This window comes from Halorubrum gandharaense (assembly GCF_054654575.1).
This window is the reverse complement of sequence record NZ_BAAIET010000001.1, coordinates 804,674-825,240: the sequence shown is the minus strand read 5'-3', so window position 1 is coordinate 825,240 and position 20,567 is coordinate 804,674. Positions and strand designations below refer to the sequence as shown.

Below are 20,567 nucleotides of genomic sequence, written 5' to 3'. Positions count from 1 at the left end.
CGGGTCGTTCATAAGTACCCCGTGAAGTCGACGGTGCCGGCGCTCGGCTCGCGTTCTCCCTCGACGACCGCACGAATCTCGTCGGCGACCGCTTCGGGGTCGCGGTCGGTCGTGTCGATCTCGTACACCGACTCCATCCCGTGTGTTGACACTGCTTCGGAGAGGATCACGTCGAGCGCTTCCGATTCGGCGTTCTCCTCCGCTTTCGCCGCCGACTCGCCCCGCTCGCTGAGTCGGTGTTCCAGCTCGGCGGGCGCACACCGCAACACGACGACGCGGTCGGCGTCGAAGTGGTGGGCCAGATGCGAGTCGAGGATTCCCGACCAGTCGCCAAGATGCTCGGCGACCGCGTCGAGGTCGACCTCCAGCGTGTCGCGGTCCTCGTCGCGCTCGGTCCAGAGGTCGTCGTCCTCCTTGATGTGGTCGTTGAGGTGGATCACGTCGTAGCCGTGCTCGTCCGCGAGCAGCTCCGTCGCGGAGGACTTCCCCGTTCCGGGTGTGCCGGTGACGGCGACGCGTGTGGCACGATTGCTCACGCGTGCACCCCGAGTTCGAGGTCCGCTAACACGTCGTTGAGGCGGTCGACAGCCTCTTTGGTGCCCTCGCGGGTGCCCGTCGAGATCCGGACACAGGACGGGAGTCCGAAGGAGGAGCAGTCACGAATGATGACCCCCTCCTGCTGAGCGGCCTCATCGACCGCGCTGGCGTCACCGACCTCCGCGAGCACGAAGTTGGCGGCGGAGTCGTAGGTGGGCGCGTCGAGGTGTTCTGCGATGTACTCGCGAGCCCAACGGGCCGTCTCCACCGACTTCTCGACGTGGTCGTCGTCGTCGAGCGCGGCGAGCGCGGCCCGGCAGGCGAGTTCGCTGGCCGCAAAGGGGGTGTTGACGCGGGCGTACGCGTCCGCCCAGTCGTCGGGGACGACGGCGTAGCCGACGCGGAGTCCGGCCAGCCCGTACGCCTTCGAGAAGGTGCGGAGCACGGCCACGTCGTCGCGGTCGTCGAGCAGGCTCACGGCGGAGTCGGTCTCGGCGAACTCGCCGTACGCCTCGTCGACGACGACGAGCGTCTCCGCGGCGGTGGCGTCGGCCAGCTTGCGCACCTCCGAAAGCGGCATCTCGGAGCCCGACGGGTTGTGCGGGGAGGTGACGTAGACGATGCGCTCGCCGGCGTACTCCGAAAGAACGGCCTCCGCCGTCTGCGCGAAGTCGTCGTCGGGGGTGAGCGCGTACTCGTTCACCTCGCCGTGGTGGTACTGTGCTGACATGCCGTAGTAGGCGAAGCCGGGTTCGGGCACGAGGATCCGGTCGTCGGGCTCCAACATCGCGCGCGAGAGGTAGTCGATGGAGCCGTCGGCGCCGGGCGAGAGCCACACCTGCTCGTCGTCGACGCCCCACTTCTCGGCGAGGCGAGCGGTCACGTCGGTGTGGGAGGCTTTCGGGTAGACGCTGATCCCGTCAGCGTGTTCGCGGATCGCCGTGACGGCGTCCGGGCTGGCACCGTGCGGGTTCTCGTTCGACGAGAGCTTTATCAGGTCGTCGGGGTCGAGTCCGAGGTCACGGGCGACCTCCTCGACGCCGCGACCGGGCACGTACGGCGAGTGAGTGGACAGGTCCCGGGGTTGCATGCCCGAACCGTGGCCGGCGGCGGCCTTAAGAGTGGCCGAACGCGGCGACGGCGACGCTCGTTCACCGGAAACGTGGTGTGCTATACTGCGACACGAGACGGCGGACGGGTGGGATATGTGGGCCCGCTCAGGGGATCCGCACGTCGTGTTCGAGGATGCCGACGCCCTCGACCTCGACTTCCACGGTGTCGCCGTCCGAGAGCGCGCCGACGCCCTCCGGCGTCCCGGTGGCGATCACGTCGCCCGCCTCGAGGGTCATGTACGTCGTGATCTCCTCGATGAGCGTCGGCACGTCGAAGATGAAGAACGACCGGTCCGAGGACTGCCTCGTTTCGCCGTTGATCCGGAGCTCGACGCTCGCGTCCGCGGGGACCTCGTCGGGCGTTGCGAGGGCGGGGCCGAGCGGCGCGGCGTTGTCGAACGCCTTGCCGCGCACCCAGTTCTGCTCGCGGTTCTGGTCGTCGCGGTTGGAGATGTCGTTCATGCAGGTGAACCCCGCGACGACATCCATCGCGTCGTCGGCGCTCACGTCCTTGCACTGCTCGCCGATCACGACGGCGATCTCCGCCTCCCAGTCGATCCGGTCTTTCCCGCTGGGGACGGTCACCGTCGAGCCGGGATTCGCGACGGCGTTCGGCGGCTTCAGGAACAGCAGCGGACGGTCCGGCACGTCGTTGCCCAGCTCCTCGGCGTGTTTGGCGTAGTTGCGGCCGACACAGACGATCTTCGAGGGCTCGGTCGGCGGAAGCAGGTCGATCGCGTCGTCGTCGACGGCGTACTCCTCGCCGGCGAACGCGACGGTCTCGGCGTCGGGGTCATACGTCCCCTCCCGGACGGTGCCGGCGGGGTCACGGAAGCGTGCGTGATGCATGGCGTGGTCATCGGTCGGGTCTTCAAAAGGGTTGCCGGTGTGTTCCCGGCAGGACGGTCGGCAGCGCTACTCACGCCTCCGGCGCCGGAGCCGGATCGAGACGTCGTTCCCGCCGAGGTCGCTTCTGTCGAACGCGACCTCTCCGCCGAACGTCTCCACGGTTAGTTCGGTTAACCAGAGCCCGAGACCGCTCCCGTGGTGTGTCTGTGTTATCTCGGCCCCGTCGCTGATGACGTCCCGTTCGTGTGCGGGGATCAGCGGCCCGTCGTCCTCGACGTGGATGATCACCCAGTCGTCGTGAGCGTCGTGGGCGTCGGCGGCGTCGGCGTTGGTCGATCGTTCGATCCGGACGCGCACCTGCGGCGTGGTGCTCGGGTTGTGTTCGATCGCGTTGTCGACGAGGCTCTCGATCGCGTAGCGGAGGCGGCTGTCGGCCAGAACCCTCGCTGACTCGACGAGATCGACCTCGATCCTCGCGCTCGGCGAGCGCTGGCGACGCTCGTCGACGACCGACCGAACGAGCGATGCCGGATCGATGTCCGCGTCCTCGTCGGTCCGCTGTTGGAGCACCGTTCGAATGTGCCCCGCCTCATCGGCCAGCCGTTCGAGCTCGTGTGCCGCGCGCTCGACGGTCGCTGCAGCCTCGGTCGTCTCCGCGTCCTGTTCCGGAAGCGCCGACAGCAATTGCGTCGTGTGACCCGCGACAATGTTCGCGTTGTTTCGGAGGTTGTGTCGGAGTATCCGGTTGAGGACCTGCAATCGGCGCTCGTTGCGGGAGATCTCCGTGAGGTCGGTGTACACGGCGAAACCGCCGTCCCGTCCGCCGGCAGCGTTCGCGTCGCCGGCGTCAGATCCATCGTGTGTCTCATAGGGAATCCCGCGATAGAGAAACTCGCGAAGGCCGTGCTTGGTCTTTCGCGTAACGTTCTGATGATTGATCTCGCCCGACGCGGTGTTCTCGTCGAGCTCCGCCGCTTCCGTGCGCTTCCACTCAGGAACGACCCACTCGTTGAGTGACTCGCCGTGTATTTCGTCGGCCGAGTAGCCGAACACGTCGGCAAACGCCTGATTCGTGTCCCGAACGATCGGGGTCCCGTCGACCAAATCGAACTCCACGACCGCGTCCTGGACGTGTTCGATGAGATGACGATACCGTTCGGCTTCGGCCGCAGTACCGTCCGACTCCCGCCCGTCGTTCGATCCTGCATCGGCATCCGACCCCGAACCGTCATTCGACCTCGGGTCGTCCTCACACGTCATATCGGGAGAGTATCGCCACGAAATTCATATGCGTTCCCGGGAGATAAGCGTGTACTCGCGGGAAGGTATTGCGGAACGGCCGGGAAGAACCGGGCGAGGCAACAGTACGCGCGGGGATGCCGCCTTGTCGGCGTCGACTTTTATTAGCTCTCGCCGAGACATGTCGACCGTACCATGGAACTCACCTGGCACGGCCACTCCACGTGGCACGTTGACGTCGACGGCACCGAGCTGCTGATCGACCCGTTCTTCGACAATCCGAAGACGGACGTCGACCCGGAGGAGCTCGACCCCGACTACCTGCTTCTCACGCACGGGCACGCCGACCACATCGCGGACGTCGACCGGTACGAGGACGCGACCGTCGTCGCCACGCCGGAGCTGACGAGCTACGTGCAGGACACCTTCGGCCACGAGGACGCCGTCGGCGGCATGGGGATGAACCTCGGCGGCACCGTCGAGTGTGGTGACGCCTGGGTGACGATGGTGAGAGCCGACCACTCCAACGGCATCGACACCGGGTACGGTACCTCCGCGGGGATGCCCGCCGGCTTCGTGATCGGCGACAAGAAGCCGACGCAGGAGGCCGACCCCGACTGCACGACGTTCTACCACGCCGGCGACACGAGCCTCATGTCGGAGATGGTCGACGTGGTCGCGCCGTTCTTCGAGCCGGACGCCGCCGCGCTTCCGGTGGGTGACCACTTCACGATGGGGCCCGCGGGCGCCGCGATCGCCGCCGACTGGGTGGGCGCGGACGTGGTCTTCCCGATGCACTACGACACGTTCCCGCCGATCGAGGTCGACATCGAGGAGTTCGAGCGTGAGGTGAAGGCTGCCGGCGCCAAGGGTGAGGTCGTCGCGCTCGACGGCGACGAGACGTACTCGCTCACCGAGGGCTACTGAGCCCCACACGCGCCCAGTTCGCTCCGTTTTTTGCGCCACGGACGTGCCTCGTCAACACGCTCTATAGCAACCTTTAGGCCCGCGGCGGTGGACGTATCGAACGTCATGACGGACATCGAGACCACCACCGTTTGTGAGGAGGGCTACGCCTGTACGAGCGAGGTCGGCGACTTCGACCTGCAGATCGACGCGACCGACGAGACCGGTCCGAACCCGAACGCCGCGCTCGTCGCGACGTACGCCTCCTGTTTCCTCCCGGCGTTCCGCGTCGGCGGGAGCCAGCGCGGCGAGGAGGAGCTCGGCAAGCTCCAGATCGACGCGAGCGCCGCGCTCGACGAGGACGACGACCTCGCGGCGATCGCCTTCGACCTCCACGTCGAGGCCGACCTCGACGACGAAACGTTCGACGAGATCGTCGAGCGCGCCGAGGGCATCTGCCACGTGCACGACGCGCTGAAAACTGAGCTCCACGCTGACGTGACCGTTCACGGCGGCGCGTTCTGAGCACGAACCCACCACTGACTCACGCTTTTTTGCGATCGACTGGTGAGTAGCAGCGGTCGACGGACGCAGACCGTGTCGAGAGGCAGACTGACACGAACTGCTCTATTGCAAGCCGCTTCTTCGGACAGAGCACAGCCCGAAATGCCCGGTGAGTGTGGGACTTGTTGCTCGATGTCGGGAGTGAGTGTTGCAATTCGTCGCCGGCGACATGATATATAAACGCTCGAGAGAGGTGGCGACGCTTCTCTTATAAACGAGATGCGGTGCGGTGGCGCGCCCGGCGAGCGCCCAGCGGGTGCTCGCCGGCGCGCGAGGGAGTCGTCGCCGCAGGCGACGACGAGGCTGGGGAGGCGTGAGGTGCGGTTGCGGTGACGTGCGGGGTGGGACTCAAAGGGGCAGCCAGCTCCGGGAAGACGGCCGACGTAAGCACTCAAAAGGGCGAGCAGCGCGAGCCCTTCTGAGCGCGCAGCGAGGCCCTCGACCGGAGCTGGCTGGGGCTTTGCCGGCGGTCCTCACCAGCGTCGCACCAGCAACTCACCGACCAACCTCTGCTTATAAAAGGCGAACAACACCACCCACGCTCCACTTATAAACACCGCACCCGCCCACGTGATACACGTACTCCCGAGGTCGCTTATCGGGGGCGGTATTGGTCACAACAGGTCAGCATCGTCAATCTACAGAAACGTCAACGCAGACACAAAGCCGTACTCGGCGAATCATACAACGCGATTTCGACACCTGCGGCTCACGACGCCAGAGACGGCGACGGGAAGGCCCTCAATAGCGGTACTCGTTGAACTGTACCGCGTGCCCTTCGATGATCTGCACCGTCTCCTCGGGGTCCTCCTCATCGTCACCACGGGATCCACCGTGTGAGTCACGCACTCCCATGCTCGAAGCAAAGCAATCTACCCATATGAACCTTTGGGTCGAGATACCACATGGCGGCCGCTAATACCCCTATCCGCGAGGATTCCGGCGCGTGGCTATCTCGACGCCCCGTCTTCCAGCACACGGTCTATCTCCCCGAGGTCGTCAAGCACGTAGTCCGGTTCCACGTCGCTCTCGACGAGGGTCGCGTCGTCGGTGACGCCCGTGCGGACGAGCACCGTCGTCATCCCGGCGCGCTCGCCGAGCTCGATGTCCGTGTTGAGCCGGTCGCCGACGACCAGACACTGCTCCGGCGGGTGCGGGAGGCGCTCGCGAACGAGGCCGACGGCGGGCTGTGAGGGCTTTCCGAGGACGATGTCGGGGTCGCGCTCGGCGACCGTCGCCACCGCGCCGATCACGGCGCCGGAGCCGGGCACGTCCCGCTGTGGCGCGGGGATCACCACGTCCGGATCCGTGCCGATGAAGGGAACGTCGCGCTCCAGCGTCCACAGTGCATCTCGGAGGTCGTCGTAGCCGAATTCGCGGTCCATCGAGGCGACGAGCGCGTCGGCGGCGTCCACGTCCTCTGTGGTCGTCAGGCCGGCCTCGTCGAACTGGTCGAGCAGCCCGGGTGCGGCGATCGCGAACAGCACGTCGTCGGCGTGGCGGTCACGCAGGTACTCCACGGTGACCGTCCCGGCGGTGAACACCTGCGACTCCGTCACGTCGAATCCGGCTGCCCCCAGGCGGTCGACGTACGCCGGCGGTGCCTTCGTCGGGTTGTTCGAGACGAACAGGGTGTCGATGCCCGCCTCGCGGAGGCGGCGGTAGCCCGCCGGCGCGCCCGGGATCGCCTCGTCGCCACGCACCACCGTGCCGTCCACGTCGAGGACGGCGCCTCGGAACTCCATCTCCATGGTCGACCGTGGGACGCGACCGACGTAGCCGTTGCGACCGCCGGCGGGACGCGCGAGAACGATGTCGTCGCTCCCGGCAAGCGTTGCAGGAGCGATACCCGTCACGACTTCGGGATAACAGAAGCGTAAAGCGCGGCCACCACCAACCGGGACTCACTGTGACGACCACCCAGTTGACCCTCGTGCAGATCGACAACTACGGGCCCTGGACGGTCACTCCCGAGCCGCGTCGGGAGATGGACCTCCAGACGCTCCAGTCGCGGCTGTTTGCCGACCTCGCGCAGTTTCTCGGCCACCGCGACGGCTACGTGTTCTTCACCCGGTTCGACAACATGGTCGCGGTGACGAACGGGGTCGACGGGGCGGCACACGCCGCGCTCCAGGAGTCGATCGGCAACCGCTACCCGGTCAGCGTGAGTCTCGGCACCGCGGTCGCCGAGCGCCCGATCGACGCGCTGGAAACCGCGAACGAGCGGCTCCAGTCCGCCGGGAGCGCGCAAGACGAGGCCCGCACGGAGGTGCTCGCCGGCGACTACCTCACCGAGACGGCGCCCGACGACCTCCGCATCGCACACTTCGACGTGGTCAACGCCACCGGGAAGTACACCGACCGACTCAACGAGTTCGACACGTTCATCCAGATTGAACAGGCGTACGCCTCCCTGATGCGCTACATGCGCGAGGCGCACGGCGCGCTCTCGTTCTTCGTCGGCGGCGACAACGTGATCGCGGTCTGCCCGGACCTGACCGAGGCGGAGTACGCCGACGCCGTCGCGCACGTCGTCGACGACGTGGACGTGCAGCTGCAGGTCGGCGTCGGCGGCGGTGAAACGCCACATGACGCCGGCTTTGCCGCCAAGCACGCGCTGGAGGATTGCCGCGATGACGGGACGACCGTGGAGTTCCACGGTGCCCCGACCCCGTCCTACTGACCGGGTTCGGAACCCTCCCGTTTTTCCAGCGAATCAGCCGTCGTTCGCACCGGAACCCGCGTCGGGCGCCGCGACCTGGCCCCCGCGTGCTCTCTCCTGCCCCGCGTGCTCCGTCCCGCCCCGCGTGCTCCTTTCTGCCCCGCGTCCGTCGAGTTCGTCACCGACCTCGGCTCCGACCGCTGTGTCCCCTCGTCGTCCCAGCCCCACACGAGTCCGAGTAGCGTCTCGCGGCTGACGCCTTTCGGCACGCCGTCGTCCATGCTGATGCGCGACGCGGAGCGGGAGTATCGGACGACTCCGCCGGATCGGGCGGCGGTCGATGCCCCTCTCAGCACCCCTGCATCCAACCGTTCGTAAAGAACCCAATCTGGCCGCACTGTGGCCTTACCCCGTCGTATTCCGGACCATCATCTGCTTCCGCACGCCACCAACTGTGACAAAAGGCCTACAGCTTTTTGTATGTGAGTAGTGATGATCCGGATGGAATGCCGGGCGATATCGTGTTCGTCTGTACCGCCGATGCGTGTGATGAAGGGCCCTGGGAGGGTGCCCACGACGCGATGGCTCACTGTGCGGAGAAGCCGGGCCACGCCTACACTGGACGACCGCGGTCGGAGGTGAGCGACGTGATCCCTGCCACGAACGTGGAGGCACAGGATAACCGCAATCTCCACCACAAGGGCGACCCGAAGGGTGCGCGCGCGGACAACGGCTGAGCCGTCACGCGAGCCGCCGTTCACACCGGCTTACAGCAGTGACCAGCGATCAACATGGCGCTCGGCGAGCGCGTGGTGGGCGATCCTGACACCTCGGAATACTCGCGAGAGCCCCTAGCGCCGTTGATCTACTCCGTCTCGAAGATCCCGAGATCCTCGGCGACCAGGTCAGCGAGCTGGTCTTTGAGCGCGGGGTCGACCTCCGCGAGGGGCTCCCCGTCGTGTTTCCCCTCGTTGTGGCGGTCGAGCGCGTCGGCGAGCTCGTCGAGCGGCACGCGCGTCTCCGTCTCACACTCCGTGCAGACGATCGGAACGGTGGGATCCTCGTCGGTCATTGTCCCGAACTCGTCGCTCGTCCGTATAGGCCTTCGGTTCGTTTGTGCCACTGTGGTCATCCCGCCGGCGTTCAGCTGCGTGGTGGTCCGGCTGCTCGTCGGGTTTCTCCACTACCTCCGGTCACCCGACCGGCTCGTGCTCCATCACGCCTCCGGATTCGCCGTCGTCCGCCTGCCGTTCGCCACCGGGCGGGCGCTCGCCGGCGACGACTGCCATTCCACGATCGACTGGATTCTAAATCTTGACCCGGTTTTAGGATATAAAGAAAGCGGCTGAACGTACTCCAGTCTATGGGTTATTGTTCATGCGCGAAGCGAATGGGGCCGGAGGGATTTGAACCCCCGATCGACTGATATCTCCGGTGCGCCTCGGAACTCCAGAGGGTCGTCAACACGCGCGATGATCAGTCGCCCGCTCGGTATATCAGTCTGGAGTGTCGTCCCGGGCGCGGCCTCTGGAGTCAGTCGCCATCCCTGGCTTGGCCACAGCCCCGCGTGATCCTGCACTCGTTCGTTGCGTGATGACGACTAAAGGGGTTTCGATCCGGATCGCCCGTCGGCGCGCAGGAAGGTGGTTTCCGTCGCCTGCGTGCGCCCGGGTCGGCCGCCGCACGCGCCCGCCGAGCGCGGGTCGACGCCGGCGTGAACGTGCGGGGCGGAACGGGGCGCGTGGCGCTCGTCATCGACCGCCGGTGCGTTACTCGTCGCGGTCGTCGTCGCTCCAGTCGCAGTCCTGGCATTTGTAGCCCGTCACGAACTCGGTGACGCTGGGCATGTAGCCGACGGCGATCACGTCGCCGCCGCACTCCGGGCAGTCGCGGTCGGCGTCCGTGATGTCCTCGGCTTCGAGGATCGACTCCCCTTCAACGATCTCTGCCAGCTTTTTGGGCGTCACCATGCGCCCCTGCACGACTCGATTTGACATGGTATGACCTGGTGGAGCAGCGACCTAAAGCCCGGCGAAGCGGGTGCGGGTGGGAGCGCAGGAAGAGGAGGGGGTTCGCTACAACCAGGGCGCCCGGGAGTCGGAGTCCGAGAACGGCTCCTCCTCGTGGTCGTCGTCCGCGGCCGTCGTCGGGCCGCCGTTCGCGGCCGGATCGGCGTCAGCGTCCGCGCCGCCGGCCGCGGCAGTCGCCCCGTTCCCCATACGCGGCGCCGGGGTCGGGGCGTCACTCGGGGTGTCGTGCTCGGACGGCGCCGGCGGCTCGCTGGGCGCGGGGGCATCGTCCACGTCCACGGGAGTGTCGTCGTCACCGCCATCGGGGTCGTCCGGATCCGAGCCGTGGACGCCGGCGACGGCATCCTCGGGGTCCGCGTCCGGGTCGTACGCGAACAGCGCGGTGACTGCGAGCACGGCCAGCGCGATGGGCGCTTCCGTCTCCATCAGCGGGCCGAGCAGGATGGGGAGCGCGAGCACGCCGAGCGCGACCGCCGAGCCGAACCTGAAGCGGTCGATGTGCACTCGACCCTTGAGCTGCGGCGACAGTAGAGCGATCGAGAGCGCGAATCCGGTGCCGATGCCGGCCGCCGTGGCGCCCGCGACGACGTAGTCCGTGGAGACCTCCAGCGCCGCGCCCGACGGCGAGAAGCTCGCGATCAGGCCGAACGCGATGATAACGCCCGGACTCGGGAGATACTCGCCGAACTCGGAACTGGCCGTCTTCGCGGCGATCGCGAGGATGACGAGGCCGGCGAACCGCTCGAACACTTCGAGATCGAGCAGGCCTTCGAGCGTCGGCGCGAGCGCGGCCTGCACCGCGGCGACGGGGATGATGACGGCGCCGATCAGCAGGATCGAAGTCGCCATCTCGCGGCGGGTGCCGTCCATCTCCGCGAGGATCACGGCGACGGTCGCGGAGCCGCCGAAGATGAGGATCCCCGTTTCGATGATGCCCGCCGGCGAGGCGAGCACGCCGGCGATGACGAGCGCGGGGAAGATGCCGTCGACGAGCGGGAGGGCCATGACGGTCGCCAGCAGCTTCGTGGCGCCGCCGACCTGCTGCTCCAAGCGGAGCGCGACGGGGTGGCGTGAGACGCTCATTCAGCGACGATGGCCCTCACCGACGGGCAAACGGCGGGAAGCGGGCGACCCACGATAGCCGCGAGCGCGGCGGCGTACGGAGCCGGATCCGAACCGGTTCCGACAGGTCCACATGAAGCGTTTGCGCGTTGTGCCGGCTGTAAAGAGCGCCCCGACTGCGGGGGTCGGCTCTCCGGCGATGCGCGCGGCGGCGGGACTGTCGGCGTCCATACACGTATATCCACGGCGGTTTGGGTTAAACGTTGTGTGAGACATGCCCGCATAACGCAGGACGATCGTTGGCCCACTTATAAGGGGTCCCGTGGATATCGTGACGATCGTCCACACTAGCCGACTATTCATCGCTGCGTGGCGAGTGAACGGGGTCTCTCACGAACGTTGGTGTACGCGGGCACGGCGGCGACCGTTGCGATGACGTCGGATGGAGTGGCATCGGCGACGATAGTGGTCACGAACGTGCATATATAAGGGATCGGGATGGGACTCCGTTACACGTGCGTGGTGACTCGCAACGTTTTTGCCTCGCCCGTCACGACGATTTACATGGCGAAGGATTCCGGCCGATTTTCGGCGAAGCTTGACGTTCCCGAGGCGCTGACCTTTGACGACGTGCTGCTCCGACCCAAGGAGAGTCGCGTGGAGCCCGACGACGCGGACCTGGCGAGTCGGGTGTCGCGAAACGTCTCGATCAACCTCCCCGTTCTCTCGGCGGCGATGGACACGGTCACCGAAAGCGACCTCGCGATCGCGATGGCTCGCGAGGGCGGCCTCGGCGTGCTCCACCGCAACATGACCGTCGAGGAGACGGCCGCGGCGGTCGAACGCGTCAAGCGCGCCCACGAGCTCGTCATCCGCCGCGAGGACGTCGTCACCGTTGCGCCGGACGACACCGTCCGCGAGGCGGACGCAAAGATGGAACACGAGGGCGTCTCCGGCGCCCCCGTCGTCGATGACGATGACACCGTGCTCGGCATCATCTCCGGGACGGACATCCGCCCGTATCTGGAGGTCGGCGAGGAGGACGCCGTCCGTGAGGCGATGACCGACGAGGTGATCACCGCACCCGAGGACGTCGATGCCCGCGAGGCGCTGGAGCTGATGTACGACCACAAGATCGAGCGCGTTCCCGTCGTCGACGCCGACGACCGGCTCGTCGGGCTCGTCACGATGCAGGGCGTCCTCCAGCGCCGCGAGCACGAGAACGCCGCGCGCGACGAGGACGGTCGCCTGCTCGCCGGCGTCGCCGTCGGCCCCTTCGACGACGAACGTGCCGTCGCCGCCGACGAGGCAGGCGCCGACGTGCTGTTCATCGACTGTGCACACGCGCACAACCTCAACGTGCTCGACTCCGCGGAGGCGATCAAGGAGACCGTCGACGCCGACGTGGTCGTCGGCAACGTCGGAACCAGAGAAGCCGCCGAGGCCGCCGTCCACTTCGCGGACGGGCTCAAGGTCGGCATCGGCCCCGGCTCGATCTGCACCACGCGTATCGTCTCCGGCGCGGGCATGCCCCAGATGACCGCCGTCTCGGAGGTCGCCGACGTGGCGAAGGAGCACGACGTGCCCGTCATCGCCGACGGCGGCATCCGCTACTCCGGCGACGCGATCAAGGCGATCGCCGCCGGCGCCGACGCGGTCATGCTCGGCTCCTACTTCGCCGGCACCGACGAGGCGCCCGGCCGCGTCATCACGATGAAAGGCAAGAAGTACAAGCAGTACCGTGGGATGGGCTCCGTCGGCGCGATGAAGTCCGGCGGCGGCGACCGCTACCTCAAAGAGGAGAAGGAGGACGAGGAGTTCGTCCCCGAGGGCGTCGAGGCCGCCACGCCATATAAGGGAAGCCTCGCCTCCGAGCTCCACCAGCTCACCGGCGGGATGCGCTCCGGGATGGGGTACGTCGGCGCCGGGACGATCCCCGAGGTGCACGAGCGCGCCGAGTTCGTCCGCGTCTCCTCGGCGGGCCAGACCGAGGGGCACCCGCACGACGTGATGATCACCGACGAGGCGCCGAACTACAGCCCCGACGAGTAGCGTCGCCTCGCCCACCAGGATCCGCGTCTCGCCGTTTTTGCCTTCCGAACCCCGGACCGCCATCCCGAGTCGCGGTCATCCCCGAACAGAGCCGTTAAGGGGGGCGTTCTTCTCCATTCCATATGGACTCCGCCGAGTTGCGTCGAGTGCTCAGGAACGCCGGGCTCTCGAAGTACCAGTCCCAGGCGTACACGGTGCTGTTGCAACACGGCACCGCGAGCGCGACCGAACTCGCGGACGCGAGCGGCGTCCCCGCCGCCCGCATCTACGACGTGCTCCGCGATCTCGAGGACCGGGGCTACGTCGAAACGTACGAGGGCGATACGCTTCGCGCCCGGGCGGCCGACCCCGATGGCGTGCTTTCGGACCTCCGGAACCGCTCCGAGCGGCTCACGGAGGCGGCCGCCGAGATCGAGGAGCGCTGGGAGGCGCCCGAGCTCGACCAGCATCGCGTCGAGATCGTCAAGCGCTACGACACGGTGTTCGACCGCGCCCGCGACGCGGTCGCCGGCGCGGAGACGGAGGTGCAGGTGTCGACCACCCTCGACGGGTTCGAGTCGCTCCGTGACGCGCTCGCGTGTGCACACGACGCCGGCGCGGCGGTGAAGGTCTCGCTCCACTCGCTCGACGACGACGAGGAGCTTCCAACCGACCTCGACGGGGTCGTCACGGAGGTTCGCCTGCGCGATCTCCCCGCGCCGTTCGTCGCCATCGTCGACCGAACGACGACCTGTTTCGCGCCCCACCACCGCTCGATCAACGAGTACGGCGTCCTCGTCGAGGATCCGACGCTCACCTACGTGTTCCGGTGGTACTTCGACACGAGCCTCTGGGAGGTGTGGGACGTGGTGTTCGACGGCCGGCCGGAGAATCCCCCACAGCCGTACGCCAACATCCGCCGGTTCGTGCGCGAGGTCGACCCGCTCGTGCGCGACGGCGCGACCGTCCACGTCAAGGTGACCGGCGCCGCGACGGGGACGGGCGATCCGGTCACCGTCTCCGGCAAAGTCGATGAGGTGGTGTACGCCGGCGAGCCGGCCGACGACGGCAACGTGCCGATCGGCCAGCTCGCCGGCCAGGTGACCGTCGTCGTTGCCGACGGCGACGAGCGCCACACCGTCGGTGGGTGGGGGGGCAGTCATCGAGGATCTCGAGGCGATGGAGCTGGTCGTCACCGACGTGGAGTGGCCCGATGCGGGGATGGAGGTGAATGATGCGGAGTGAGGCCGCCGACGCCGGCCACCCGACAGCCGTGTGTCCCAAGGGATATTTTGATATAGCGTGGGGAAAGACAAAGCGTGTGAGCGATCCCGTCGCTGCACCGACGACCCATGAGTGAGCAACCGCCGCTGGTCCTCGTGGTCGAGGACGAGCCCGACCTAGCAGACCTCTACGCCGCGTGGCTCGGCGACGAGTACCGCGTCCGGACGGCGTACGGGGGACACGAGGCGCTCGAACAGCTCGACGAGGACGTGGACGCGATCCTGCTCGACCGGCGGATGCCGGGCCTCTCGGGCGACGAGGTGCTCGTCGCCGTGCGCGACCGCGGCATCGACTGCCGGGTGGCGATGGTCACCGCCGTCGAGCCCGACTACGACATTCTCGAGATGGGGTTCGACGACTACCTCGTCAAACCCGTCACCAAGGAGGCGCTCCGGGACACCGTCGAGGGGCTGCTCCGACGCGGGCAGTACGACGCCGGCGTCCAGGAACTGTTCTCGTTGACCTCGAAGAAGGCGATCCTCGAGGCCGAGAAATCACCGAGTGAGCTGGCGGACAACGAGGAGTATCAGGAGCTGACCGACCGTATCGAACAGCTCCGTGCGGAGCTCGACCAGTCGATCAGTGAGATCTCCGACCACGACGACTTCGAGCGGATGTTCCAGTCGTTCGATACGGACGACTGATCCGTCCACGGGCCGCTACAGCGGCAGTTCCCGCCCCAAACCCGCGCTTTTCGCCCGGTTCAGGAGGTACTCGCCAGCCGCGGCGTCGAGCACCGCCGTCCCGACCGACGCCACCACGACCACGTCCGTCGGCGAGGCTCGGCCGTGGTCGCCCGACAGCACGGCGGAAAACGGGACCAGACCGTCGGCCGTGTGACCTGGGAAGTCACCTGTCTCGGCCGCCTCGGCGGGAACGTCTGCGTAGCACGCCGCCGCACGCTCGATGGTCCGGTCGTCGAGTTCGCGCATTTCGGCGGTGTACGCGCCGACGGCGACGACGAGTGCACCCGGCTGGAGGTCGTCGCCGTCGAACGTCGGTTCGGTAGCCGTCGTCGCCGTCACCACCACGTCCGCGCCGGTGACGGCCGCTTGCGGGGTGTCGACGGCGCGAGCGTCAATACCCGCTTCCCTGAGGTCCGACGCACACGCCTCCCGCGAGTCGCTCGGCGAGTGAACCCGGACCTCCTTGACGCCGACCGCGGCGCGGATCGCGTGGGTCTGCCAGCGCGCCTGCTCGCCGGCGCCGAGCACGCCGAGGACGACGCCGGTCTCGATCCCGTTGCCGCCCCCCGAGCGAACGGCCAGTTCGCGCGCCGCCAGCCCGCCGATACAGCCGGTTCGCGCGTTGGTGATCCGGTTTCCGGCCAGCACTGCCGCCGGGAGGCCGGTGTCGGCGGCCGTCAAGGTGATGCTCGCGTTGACCGTCGGGAGGCCGCGTTCGACGTTCCCGTCGTGGATGCCGGCGACTTTCGTCGCGTAGTGGTCCGCGCCGTGGATGTACGCCGGCATGACGAGTCCGGTGCCGCAGGGGTCGGTGGCGGCTCCTCCGTCGGCGGAGTCGCCCGGTGCGTCGACCAGTCCCCGTCCCACCGGGAAGTGAGGTCTCGGCGGGCGCTCGACGTCCCCGCGCCCCTGTGCGCGGAGCGCGTCGGCGGTCACGTCGAGCAGGTCATCGAGGTCGAGCAGTGCCGCGATGTCGTCGTCCGAGAGCACGCGCATAGGCGTGTCTCGATGCGGGGACACAAAGTGACGGGGGTGAGCATCCTCACGGCCTCGGTTCTCCGCGTGCGCGCCGTCGTTCTGAACAGGTCGACGCCCAACCCGCACACTTTTTGCGGCCCCCTGCCAATCCGGCTTTATGAAGGAGTCGCTGATGGACATCATCTGCTGTCCGCTCGACAAACACGACCTCGACCTCGACGTCGAGGAGCGCGACGACGAGGAGATCCTCGAGGGAACGCTCACGTGCACCGAATGCGGCGAGACGTACCCCATCGAGGACGGCATCCCGAACCTCCTCCCGCCGGACATGCGCGAGGAGGCGGCGGCGTAACGCCGGCGACGCCGCCCCCCGCCGAGCGCGACGAGTTGCCGAGCCAGCCGAGCATTCACGCGAACTGAACCTTTTTCACCCGCCGGGACGAGCGGACGCCTGTGTCGTCCCTCGACGTCGAACTGAACGGCGATGGCGTCCACTCCATCAGCGCGCCCGACCGGTTCTCCACGGACCGGCCCTTCTCCATCGTCCTGACGAACCTGGGACGCTCCACCCACGTTCACCTCCATCTCGACGATCAACTCGACGCGGTCGCGTCGCTTGCGGCGACGAACCACTACGTCGAGGACGAGTCGATCCGTCGCGTGCACGTCTCGACCGACGCCGTCTCGGAGCCGGTCGTGGGGAAGCTGAAGGTGGTCACCGGCTACGGCTCCGGCGTCGAGTACGTCGACGTTCGGATCGAGCCGCGGCCCGAGGAGGCGCCCGACACCGTCGTCGTCGACGAGTCGCTGGCGAAGCCGCCAGAACCAGACCCGGATCCGTCTCTCCGCGAGCGGGTCGCCAGCGCGACCGAGACGGCGTTCGCGGACGGGGTCGCCCCGGCTCTCGTGTTCGCGCTGGTGGCGGTCGTCGTCGCCGTCGTCGTCGCCACGCTGGTCGACAGCGTCGTCGTGCTCGCCGGCGTCGGACTCGTGGTGGTCGCCGCGCTCGCGGCCGCGATGTGGGTGTTGCGCTAGCAGATCGGAGCGCCAGCTTTCCCGGAGGTACTACTCCGCGTCCGGTTCCGTCGGCACGCCACAGAGGTTCCCCGCTTCGTCGAAGCGTTTCGCGCGGAGGAAGCGGGTGCGGAAGCGGTTGGCGCCGTCGTAGATGTCGGCCTCGCGAATGTCGTCGACCCGCCCGTCAGCGACCGCGTCGATGATCGTCTCGACCTGCTCTTTCTCGCTCGGCGTGAGCTCGAACTCGTAGGTGTTCTCCGTCTCTCCCTCCAGCTGGGTCCACTTGCGCGCGGCGGTGACGACGACCGAACAGGGCTCCCGGCAGGGGAACACGCCGTCGCCGCCGTCGACATCGAGGTCGGTCTCGTCGTCGTACTCCCACTCGCGGCGCTTCAGGCACTCCGAGTCGTCACAGGTCGCTTCCGCCACCCAGTTGACGTGCTCGTACCCCTCACCGCGGTCCCACGTTTTGATGACGCCGTAGATGCCCGTCTGCCGGTCCATCGTCTCGGTCCAGTGGGTCACGTCGAGTTCGCCCTCGCGCTCGCGGTGCCAGTTGACGACCGTCGCCGGGTACACCGTCTCGATTGTCTCGTACAGGTCGCGCGGCCCCAGGTCCGCGAACACCCACCCGGTCGGGAGCGTGGGCGCGGCCTTGAGGGGCCGATAGCGCCCGTCGTCGTCGAACTTGACGAGCCGGCGGGCGTCCAGCGGGTCGTCGTAGGAGTCGAGGTCGTTGACCGACGCCTCGGCGTCGTCGACGTGTCGCGCCTCGTAGACGCGCTCGCCGCCGTCCGTCAGCGTGACGGTGACCGCCACCTCTCCCCACTCGTGAGCGAGCCCGTCGGCGAGCGCGGCGTAGCGCTCCCGGAGCGTCAGCGACTCGGCGCTCTCGATCCAGTGGAGGAACGCCCGTCGGGGCGGGTGGTCGTCGACGACCCGCTCGAAGAAGTGCCAGTTCGAGACGGGGGTCGCGTGCTCGCGGGCGACCTCCCGCAGGCCCTCCTCATCCAGCCCGGTGTAGCGGTCGCCGCCCGACTCGAAGGCGTAGTCCCCGGAGCCGTCCTCCGCGGCCGCCACCCGAAGCTCCTCGTGGACCAGATCCTCCCCCTCGTCGAGCGCGTCGACGGCGCGCACGAGCGCGTCGAGTGCCGCGTCGTCGAGCGACACCGTGGGTGTCGCGTCGGTGGCGACTTCAGCCGGGAGTCCGTCGGTGTCCCCCACGGTCAGTCCCCCGTCGCGACGCGGGTGGTTTCACGGACGGTCTCCAGTGCCGACCCCACGTCGGCGCCGGCGTCCGCGGCGCGCTCCAACACCACGTCGGCGAGCAGCGGCTCCGTGCCGACGGCGCCGGCGTACCAGACGTTCGTCCCGTTCACGTCCGCGGGCACATCGTACCCGTCGGCGTGGTCCTCACAGAGGCCAACGTCCTCGGGGATATCCTCCTGGGTGTGGTAGCCGTCCGCGATGAACAGCGGGACGAGCACCACGTCGTTGCTCTCGAAGTGGTCGGCGAGGTCGTCGACCTCCGGCTCCTCGTCCATGTAGAGGGGCTTCACCTCGTCGAACCGGCCGGACTCGCGGATCCGGTCGGCGTGGTACTCGATCGCCTTCGCGGAGTTCTCGTTGCGCTCGGTGCCGTGACCGACGACGGCGAGGCCGAACCCCTCGCCCACGTCCGGGTCGCCGGTGACTGACTCCGCGCGCCGGACGATCACGTCGGTCATCGCCTCGTGGGTCCCGACTGGACCGCAGTAGTGGACCTCCCGGCCCACGTCCTCGGCGACGAGCGTTGCCTGATCGGCCGAGAGGCCGTCGGACTCCCACTCGGCGACGTCCCAGCCCGCGAGCCGGAGCTCGCGGGGGATCACCTGCTCGGTGAAGTACCCCTCCGAGATGAACAGGGGGACGACGTAGACCTCGTCGCCCTCGACCGTCCGGAGCACCTCCCGGACGTGGGGCTCCTCCTTCCAGAACCCCGTGCGAACCTCGTCGAAGGCGCCCGACGCGCGAATCGTGTCGGCGTGGTCGTACGTCGGCGTGCTCGAATCCGGATTGAGGTGTGAGCCGTGCGCGACGATGACGAGCGACTGCATGCCAAGTAGTCGGGGCGCGCCGCTCTTAGGGACTTCGGAGCCGGCGGGGACCGCCCGGCGTTCGGCGCCCTACAGGGGACGCTCCATCCGCCGTGTGAGCTAAGGCCCCCCGGACACACGTGCGCACATGACACAGGATTTCGAGGGCGAGACGATAGACCTCGACCGACCCGCCGACGCCGGCGTCGGCGCGACCCGCGGCGAGATCTCCGTCGAGGTGGGACCGCCGGACGACCGGCCGAACCACGCGGAGCTCACCGTGCGGGAGCCGGACGCGGGGGACGGCGCGGGTGGCGACGACGGCGCCGACGACGGCGTCGTCCTCAGCGTCGACGTGGTCGCCGGCGACCACGGGACGGGCCACGCCGACGTGACGCTCTCGCCGTCGGACGTTCGGCGGCTCCGAGCCGCACTCGACCGCGTGAGCGAGGCGGGCGTGGAGTAACCGGGTCAGGCACCGTCGGCGTTCCCGGATCAAGCATCGCCGCTATCGTCCGCCGTCTCGACGGCACCGGTCGCGGCGTCGAACAGCCGGTCGGCGACGCGCTCGTCGGCAGCGGCGACGTACAGCCCCTCACGGGACCGGACGGCGGCGCCCGCGGTCTCCGCCAGCAGCGACCCCGGGTACTGCTCGTACGGGTCCGGGTGGAAGGCCACGACGGCCTCCGTCCCGCCGCGGGCGAGCAGCCCCCAGTCGACGCAGGGCGACCACGTTTCGAGCACTCGCTTCGGCAGCGGCGCCAGCGCGTCACGCACCGCGGCCGACTCCGCGCGCAACTGCGGATCGCGCACTGCCGGGAGCCCGACGACGGAGGAGACGGTCGCGTGTTCGAGCGGCGTTTCGCTGTCGGCGCGGAGCGGCGTCCCGAGGGCGAGCTCGACACCGCCACTGGCGTCGCCGGGTCTCGCCCGGTTCACCGCGACAACTCCGTCGTCCCGAACCGCCGACAGCGCGTCCCCCTCCAGGAGTCGGGCGTCGGCGCTGGCTCCGGGATCACCAGTGCCCTCCGATCCGCCGGCGACCGCGAGATACAGCGACTCGGGCAGGGGCTCGTACACCGCGGCCGCCACCGGCTCGTCGTTACGCACGCAGCAGACGGCGGTCGCGAACGACGGCAACCCAGCGGCGAAGTTGTTGGTGCCGTCGAGCGGGTCGATCACCCAGACGTGGTCGTGCTCGCCGCGCCGGCCGGTCTCCTCGCCGTGTGTCGCGTGGGGTGGGACGCGCTCGTCGAGCACGTCAAGCACCGCCCGTTCTGCCCGCTCGTCGATCTCGGTTTTTACGTCGTCCGTCCCGTACTCGCCGACGACGTGGCCGGTTCGGAACGCCGATGCGAGGCGGTCGCCGGCGGCGAGGGCGGCCTCGGCGGCGACGTCCGCGAGGTCGACGACTGCCGGCGAGGCGTCGAGGTCCGTCATCACGCTCGACCGTTCGCCGGCGACCACAAAAGCGGTCGGATCGGAGGGACCGGCCGCGAACGGGAGCAAGACGACGCGGACGGCGAGGGCAGCGA

Annotated in this window: 23 protein-coding genes, 1 tRNA gene and 1 pseudogene; 11 read left to right on the top strand and 14 right to left on the bottom strand. The window is 68.3% G+C overall.

All coding sequences use genetic code 11. From position 1 onward, the window contains the following. Window positions 1-8: 8 nt before the first annotated feature. From ACYQ07_RS03865 to ACYQ07_RS03850, 4 genes are all read right to left on the bottom strand, one after another. Window positions 9-536 carry an adenylate kinase family protein gene (locus ACYQ07_RS03865; RefSeq protein ID WP_459877618.1) on the bottom strand — a complete coding sequence of 176 codons (528 nt, stop codon included), beginning with the start codon at window positions 534-536 and terminating at the stop codon, window positions 9-11. Further along, complete coding sequence (gene hisC, locus ACYQ07_RS03860) at window positions 533-1,627, bottom strand: histidinol-phosphate transaminase (protein ID WP_459877615.1); 1,095 nt, start codon at window positions 1,625-1,627, stop codon at window positions 533-535. Before hisC ends, ACYQ07_RS03865 begins: the two co-directional genes overlap by 4 nt. A 127-nt stretch (window positions 1,628-1,754) precedes the next feature. After that, complete coding sequence (locus ACYQ07_RS03855; protein ID WP_459877612.1) at window positions 1,755-2,498, bottom strand: fumarylacetoacetate hydrolase family protein; 744 nt, start codon at window positions 2,496-2,498, stop codon at window positions 1,755-1,757. Window positions 2,499-2,564: 66 nt separating this feature from the next. After that, complete coding sequence (locus tag ACYQ07_RS03850; protein ID WP_459877609.1) at window positions 2,565-3,758, bottom strand: PAS domain-containing sensor histidine kinase; 1,194 nt, start codon at window positions 3,756-3,758, stop codon at window positions 2,565-2,567. A 174-nt stretch (window positions 3,759-3,932) separates the two neighbouring features. On the opposite strand from ACYQ07_RS03850, the gene ACYQ07_RS03845 reads away from it, so the two are divergent. Both ACYQ07_RS03845 and ACYQ07_RS03840 read left to right on the top strand, forming a co-directional pair. Next, the gene (locus ACYQ07_RS03845; protein WP_459877606.1) at window positions 3,933-4,664 is read left to right on the top strand and encodes a metal-dependent hydrolase; all 732 of its coding nucleotides are present in this window, start codon (window positions 3,933-3,935) and stop codon (window positions 4,662-4,664) included. A 105-nt stretch (window positions 4,665-4,769) separates the two neighbouring features. Next, window positions 4,770-5,168, top strand: coding sequence for an OsmC family protein (locus ACYQ07_RS03840; RefSeq protein ID WP_459877603.1), 399 nt, complete (start codon window positions 4,770-4,772; stop codon window positions 5,166-5,168). 989 nt (window positions 5,169-6,157) lie between these two features. Here ACYQ07_RS03840 and ACYQ07_RS03835 read toward each other — a convergent pair. Next, on the bottom strand, window positions 6,158-6,952 hold the full coding sequence (locus ACYQ07_RS03835) for an HAD-IIA family hydrolase (protein ID WP_459880226.1): 795 nt from the start codon (window positions 6,950-6,952) through the stop codon (window positions 6,158-6,160). A gap of 164 nt (window positions 6,953-7,116) precedes the next feature. Here ACYQ07_RS03835 and ACYQ07_RS03830 point away from each other — a divergent pair, with 164 nt between their 5' ends. Further along, window positions 7,117-7,890: a GTP cyclohydrolase III gene (locus ACYQ07_RS03830; protein ID WP_459877600.1), complete on the top strand. Its 774-nt coding sequence runs from the start codon at window positions 7,117-7,119 to the stop codon at window positions 7,888-7,890. Window positions 7,891-8,375: 485 nt separating this feature from the next. Then, the gene (locus ACYQ07_RS03825; RefSeq protein ID WP_459877597.1) at window positions 8,376-8,606 is read left to right on the top strand and encodes a hypothetical protein; all 231 of its coding nucleotides are present in this window, start codon (window positions 8,376-8,378) and stop codon (window positions 8,604-8,606) included. A 128-nt stretch (window positions 8,607-8,734) separates the two neighbouring features. On the opposite strand, the gene ACYQ07_RS03820 is transcribed toward ACYQ07_RS03825, so the two are convergent. After that, window positions 8,735-8,941, bottom strand: a complete 207-nt coding sequence (locus ACYQ07_RS03820) for a DUF8149 family protein (RefSeq protein WP_459877594.1) — start codon at window positions 8,939-8,941, stop codon at window positions 8,735-8,737. Between the two features lie 52 nt (window positions 8,942-8,993). Between ACYQ07_RS03820 and ACYQ07_RS03815 the strand changes: the two genes are divergently transcribed. Beyond that, the gene (locus ACYQ07_RS03815; protein ID WP_459877591.1) at window positions 8,994-9,218 is read left to right on the top strand and encodes a hypothetical protein; all 225 of its coding nucleotides are present in this window, start codon (window positions 8,994-8,996) and stop codon (window positions 9,216-9,218) included. 42 nt (window positions 9,219-9,260) lie between these two features. Here the strand turns inward: ACYQ07_RS03815 and ACYQ07_RS03810 are convergent. The 4 genes from ACYQ07_RS03810 to ACYQ07_RS15485 form a co-directional block, all read right to left on the bottom strand. Beyond that, window positions 9,261-9,434, bottom strand: a tRNA-Trp gene (locus ACYQ07_RS03810). Window positions 9,435-9,638: 204 nt separating this feature from the next. Then, window positions 9,639-9,866: a DUF5795 family protein gene (locus tag ACYQ07_RS03805; protein WP_459877589.1), complete on the bottom strand. Its 228-nt coding sequence runs from the start codon at window positions 9,864-9,866 to the stop codon at window positions 9,639-9,641. A 78-nt stretch (window positions 9,867-9,944) separates the two neighbouring features. Further along, window positions 9,945-10,982 carry a DUF5794 domain-containing protein gene (locus ACYQ07_RS03800; RefSeq protein ID WP_459877586.1) on the bottom strand — a complete coding sequence of 346 codons (1,038 nt, stop codon included), beginning with the start codon at window positions 10,980-10,982 and terminating at the stop codon, window positions 9,945-9,947. Beyond that, the gene (locus tag ACYQ07_RS15485; protein WP_487247236.1) at window positions 10,983-11,192 is read right to left on the bottom strand and encodes a DUF8099 family protein; all 210 of its coding nucleotides are present in this window, start codon (window positions 11,190-11,192) and stop codon (window positions 10,983-10,985) included. 333 nt (window positions 11,193-11,525) lie between these two features. Between ACYQ07_RS15485 and guaB the strand changes: the two genes are divergently transcribed. From guaB to ACYQ07_RS03785, 3 genes and pseudogenes are all read left to right on the top strand, one after another. After that, window positions 11,526-13,013 carry an IMP dehydrogenase gene (gene guaB, locus ACYQ07_RS03795; protein WP_459877583.1) on the top strand — a complete coding sequence of 496 codons (1,488 nt, stop codon included), beginning with the start codon at window positions 11,526-11,528 and terminating at the stop codon, window positions 13,011-13,013. Window positions 13,014-13,135: 122 nt separating this feature from the next. Then, window positions 13,136-14,237 (top strand): annotated as a pseudogene (locus ACYQ07_RS03790) (TrmB family transcriptional regulator). A 107-nt stretch (window positions 14,238-14,344) separates the two neighbouring features. Then, window positions 14,345-14,920 carry a HalX domain-containing protein gene (locus ACYQ07_RS03785; protein WP_459877580.1) on the top strand — a complete coding sequence of 192 codons (576 nt, stop codon included), beginning with the start codon at window positions 14,345-14,347 and terminating at the stop codon, window positions 14,918-14,920. Window positions 14,921-14,935: 15 nt separating this feature from the next. On the opposite strand, the gene ACYQ07_RS03780 is transcribed toward ACYQ07_RS03785, so the two are convergent. Continuing rightward, window positions 14,936-15,958: an ornithine cyclodeaminase family protein gene (locus tag ACYQ07_RS03780; RefSeq protein WP_459877577.1), complete on the bottom strand. Its 1,023-nt coding sequence runs from the start codon at window positions 15,956-15,958 to the stop codon at window positions 14,936-14,938. Window positions 15,959-16,097: 139 nt separating this feature from the next. Between ACYQ07_RS03780 and ACYQ07_RS03775 the strand changes: the two genes are divergently transcribed. Beyond that, window positions 16,098-16,292, top strand: a complete 195-nt coding sequence (locus tag ACYQ07_RS03775) for a methytransferase partner Trm112 (protein ID WP_459877574.1) — start codon at window positions 16,098-16,100, stop codon at window positions 16,290-16,292. Between the two features lie 101 nt (window positions 16,293-16,393). Further along, complete coding sequence (locus tag ACYQ07_RS03770) at window positions 16,394-16,975, top strand: DUF7524 family protein (protein WP_459877571.1); 582 nt, start codon at window positions 16,394-16,396, stop codon at window positions 16,973-16,975. A gap of 30 nt (window positions 16,976-17,005) precedes the next feature. On the opposite strand, the gene ACYQ07_RS03765 is transcribed toward ACYQ07_RS03770, so the two are convergent. After that, window positions 17,006-18,181 (bottom strand): DR2241 family protein, encoded by a 1,176-nt coding sequence (locus tag ACYQ07_RS03765; RefSeq protein ID WP_459877568.1) that lies wholly within the window; start codon window positions 18,179-18,181, stop codon window positions 17,006-17,008. Between the two features lie 2 nt (window positions 18,182-18,183). Then, window positions 18,184-19,053 (bottom strand): CbiX/SirB N-terminal domain-containing protein, encoded by an 870-nt coding sequence (locus ACYQ07_RS03760; RefSeq protein ID WP_459877565.1) that lies wholly within the window; start codon window positions 19,051-19,053, stop codon window positions 18,184-18,186. Window positions 19,054-19,180: 127 nt separating this feature from the next. On the opposite strand from ACYQ07_RS03760, the gene ACYQ07_RS03755 reads away from it, so the two are divergent. Continuing rightward, entirely contained in the window at window positions 19,181-19,498 is a 318-nt protein-coding gene (locus tag ACYQ07_RS03755; protein ID WP_459877562.1) for a hypothetical protein, read from the top strand. A 29-nt stretch (window positions 19,499-19,527) separates the two neighbouring features. Here the strand turns inward: ACYQ07_RS03755 and ACYQ07_RS03750 are convergent, their stop codons facing one another. Then, window positions 19,528-20,472 carry an inositol monophosphatase family protein gene (locus ACYQ07_RS03750; RefSeq protein WP_459877560.1) on the bottom strand — a complete coding sequence of 315 codons (945 nt, stop codon included), beginning with the start codon at window positions 20,470-20,472 and terminating at the stop codon, window positions 19,528-19,530. Between the last annotated feature and the right edge of the window lie 95 nt (window positions 20,473-20,567).

What these genes read in the sequence shown, in the direction of transcription:
- hisC (WP_459877615.1), bottom strand. Translation starts at nt 1,627, where the DNA reads ATGCAACCCCGGGACCTGTCCACTCACTCGCCGTACGTGCCCGGTCGC.
- ACYQ07_RS03855 (WP_459877612.1), bottom strand. Translation starts at nt 2,498, where the DNA reads ATGCATCACGCACGCTTCCGTGACCCCGCCGGCACCGTCCGGGAGGGG.
- ACYQ07_RS03850 (WP_459877609.1), bottom strand. Translation starts at nt 3,758, where the DNA reads ATGACGTGTGAGGACGACCCGAGGTCGAATGACGGTTCGGGGTCGGAT.
- ACYQ07_RS03845 (WP_459877606.1), top strand. Translation starts at nt 3,933, where the DNA reads ATGGAACTCACCTGGCACGGCCACTCCACGTGGCACGTTGACGTCGAC.
- ACYQ07_RS03840 (WP_459877603.1), top strand. Translation starts at nt 4,770, where the DNA reads ATGACGGACATCGAGACCACCACCGTTTGTGAGGAGGGCTACGCCTGT.
- ACYQ07_RS03835 (WP_459880226.1), bottom strand. Translation starts at nt 6,952, where the DNA reads ATGGAGTTCCGAGGCGCCGTCCTCGACGTGGACGGCACGGTGGTGCGT.
- ACYQ07_RS03825 (WP_459877597.1), top strand. Translation starts at nt 8,376, where the DNA reads ATGCCGGGCGATATCGTGTTCGTCTGTACCGCCGATGCGTGTGATGAA.
- ACYQ07_RS03820 (WP_459877594.1), bottom strand. Translation starts at nt 8,941, where the DNA reads ATGACCGACGAGGATCCCACCGTTCCGATCGTCTGCACGGAGTGTGAG.
- ACYQ07_RS03805 (WP_459877589.1), bottom strand. Translation starts at nt 9,866, where the DNA reads ATGTCAAATCGAGTCGTGCAGGGGCGCATGGTGACGCCCAAAAAGCTG.
- ACYQ07_RS03800 (WP_459877586.1), bottom strand. Translation starts at nt 10,982, where the DNA reads ATGAGCGTCTCACGCCACCCCGTCGCGCTCCGCTTGGAGCAGCAGGTC.
- ACYQ07_RS15485 (WP_487247236.1), bottom strand. Translation starts at nt 11,192, where the DNA reads ATGGACGCCGACAGTCCCGCCGCCGCGCGCATCGCCGGAGAGCCGACC.
- guaB (WP_459877583.1), top strand. Translation starts at nt 11,526, where the DNA reads ATGGCGAAGGATTCCGGCCGATTTTCGGCGAAGCTTGACGTTCCCGAG.
- ACYQ07_RS03785 (WP_459877580.1), top strand. Translation starts at nt 14,345, where the DNA reads ATGAGTGAGCAACCGCCGCTGGTCCTCGTGGTCGAGGACGAGCCCGAC.
- ACYQ07_RS03780 (WP_459877577.1), bottom strand. Translation starts at nt 15,958, where the DNA reads ATGCGCGTGCTCTCGGACGACGACATCGCGGCACTGCTCGACCTCGAT.
- ACYQ07_RS03775 (WP_459877574.1), top strand. Translation starts at nt 16,098, where the DNA reads ATGAAGGAGTCGCTGATGGACATCATCTGCTGTCCGCTCGACAAACAC.
- ACYQ07_RS03760 (WP_459877565.1), bottom strand. Translation starts at nt 19,053, where the DNA reads ATGCAGTCGCTCGTCATCGTCGCGCACGGCTCACACCTCAATCCGGAT.
- ACYQ07_RS03755 (WP_459877562.1), top strand. Translation starts at nt 19,181, where the DNA reads ATGACACAGGATTTCGAGGGCGAGACGATAGACCTCGACCGACCCGCC.
- ACYQ07_RS03750 (WP_459877560.1), bottom strand. Translation starts at nt 20,472, where the DNA reads ATGACGGACCTCGACGCCTCGCCGGCAGTCGTCGACCTCGCGGACGTC.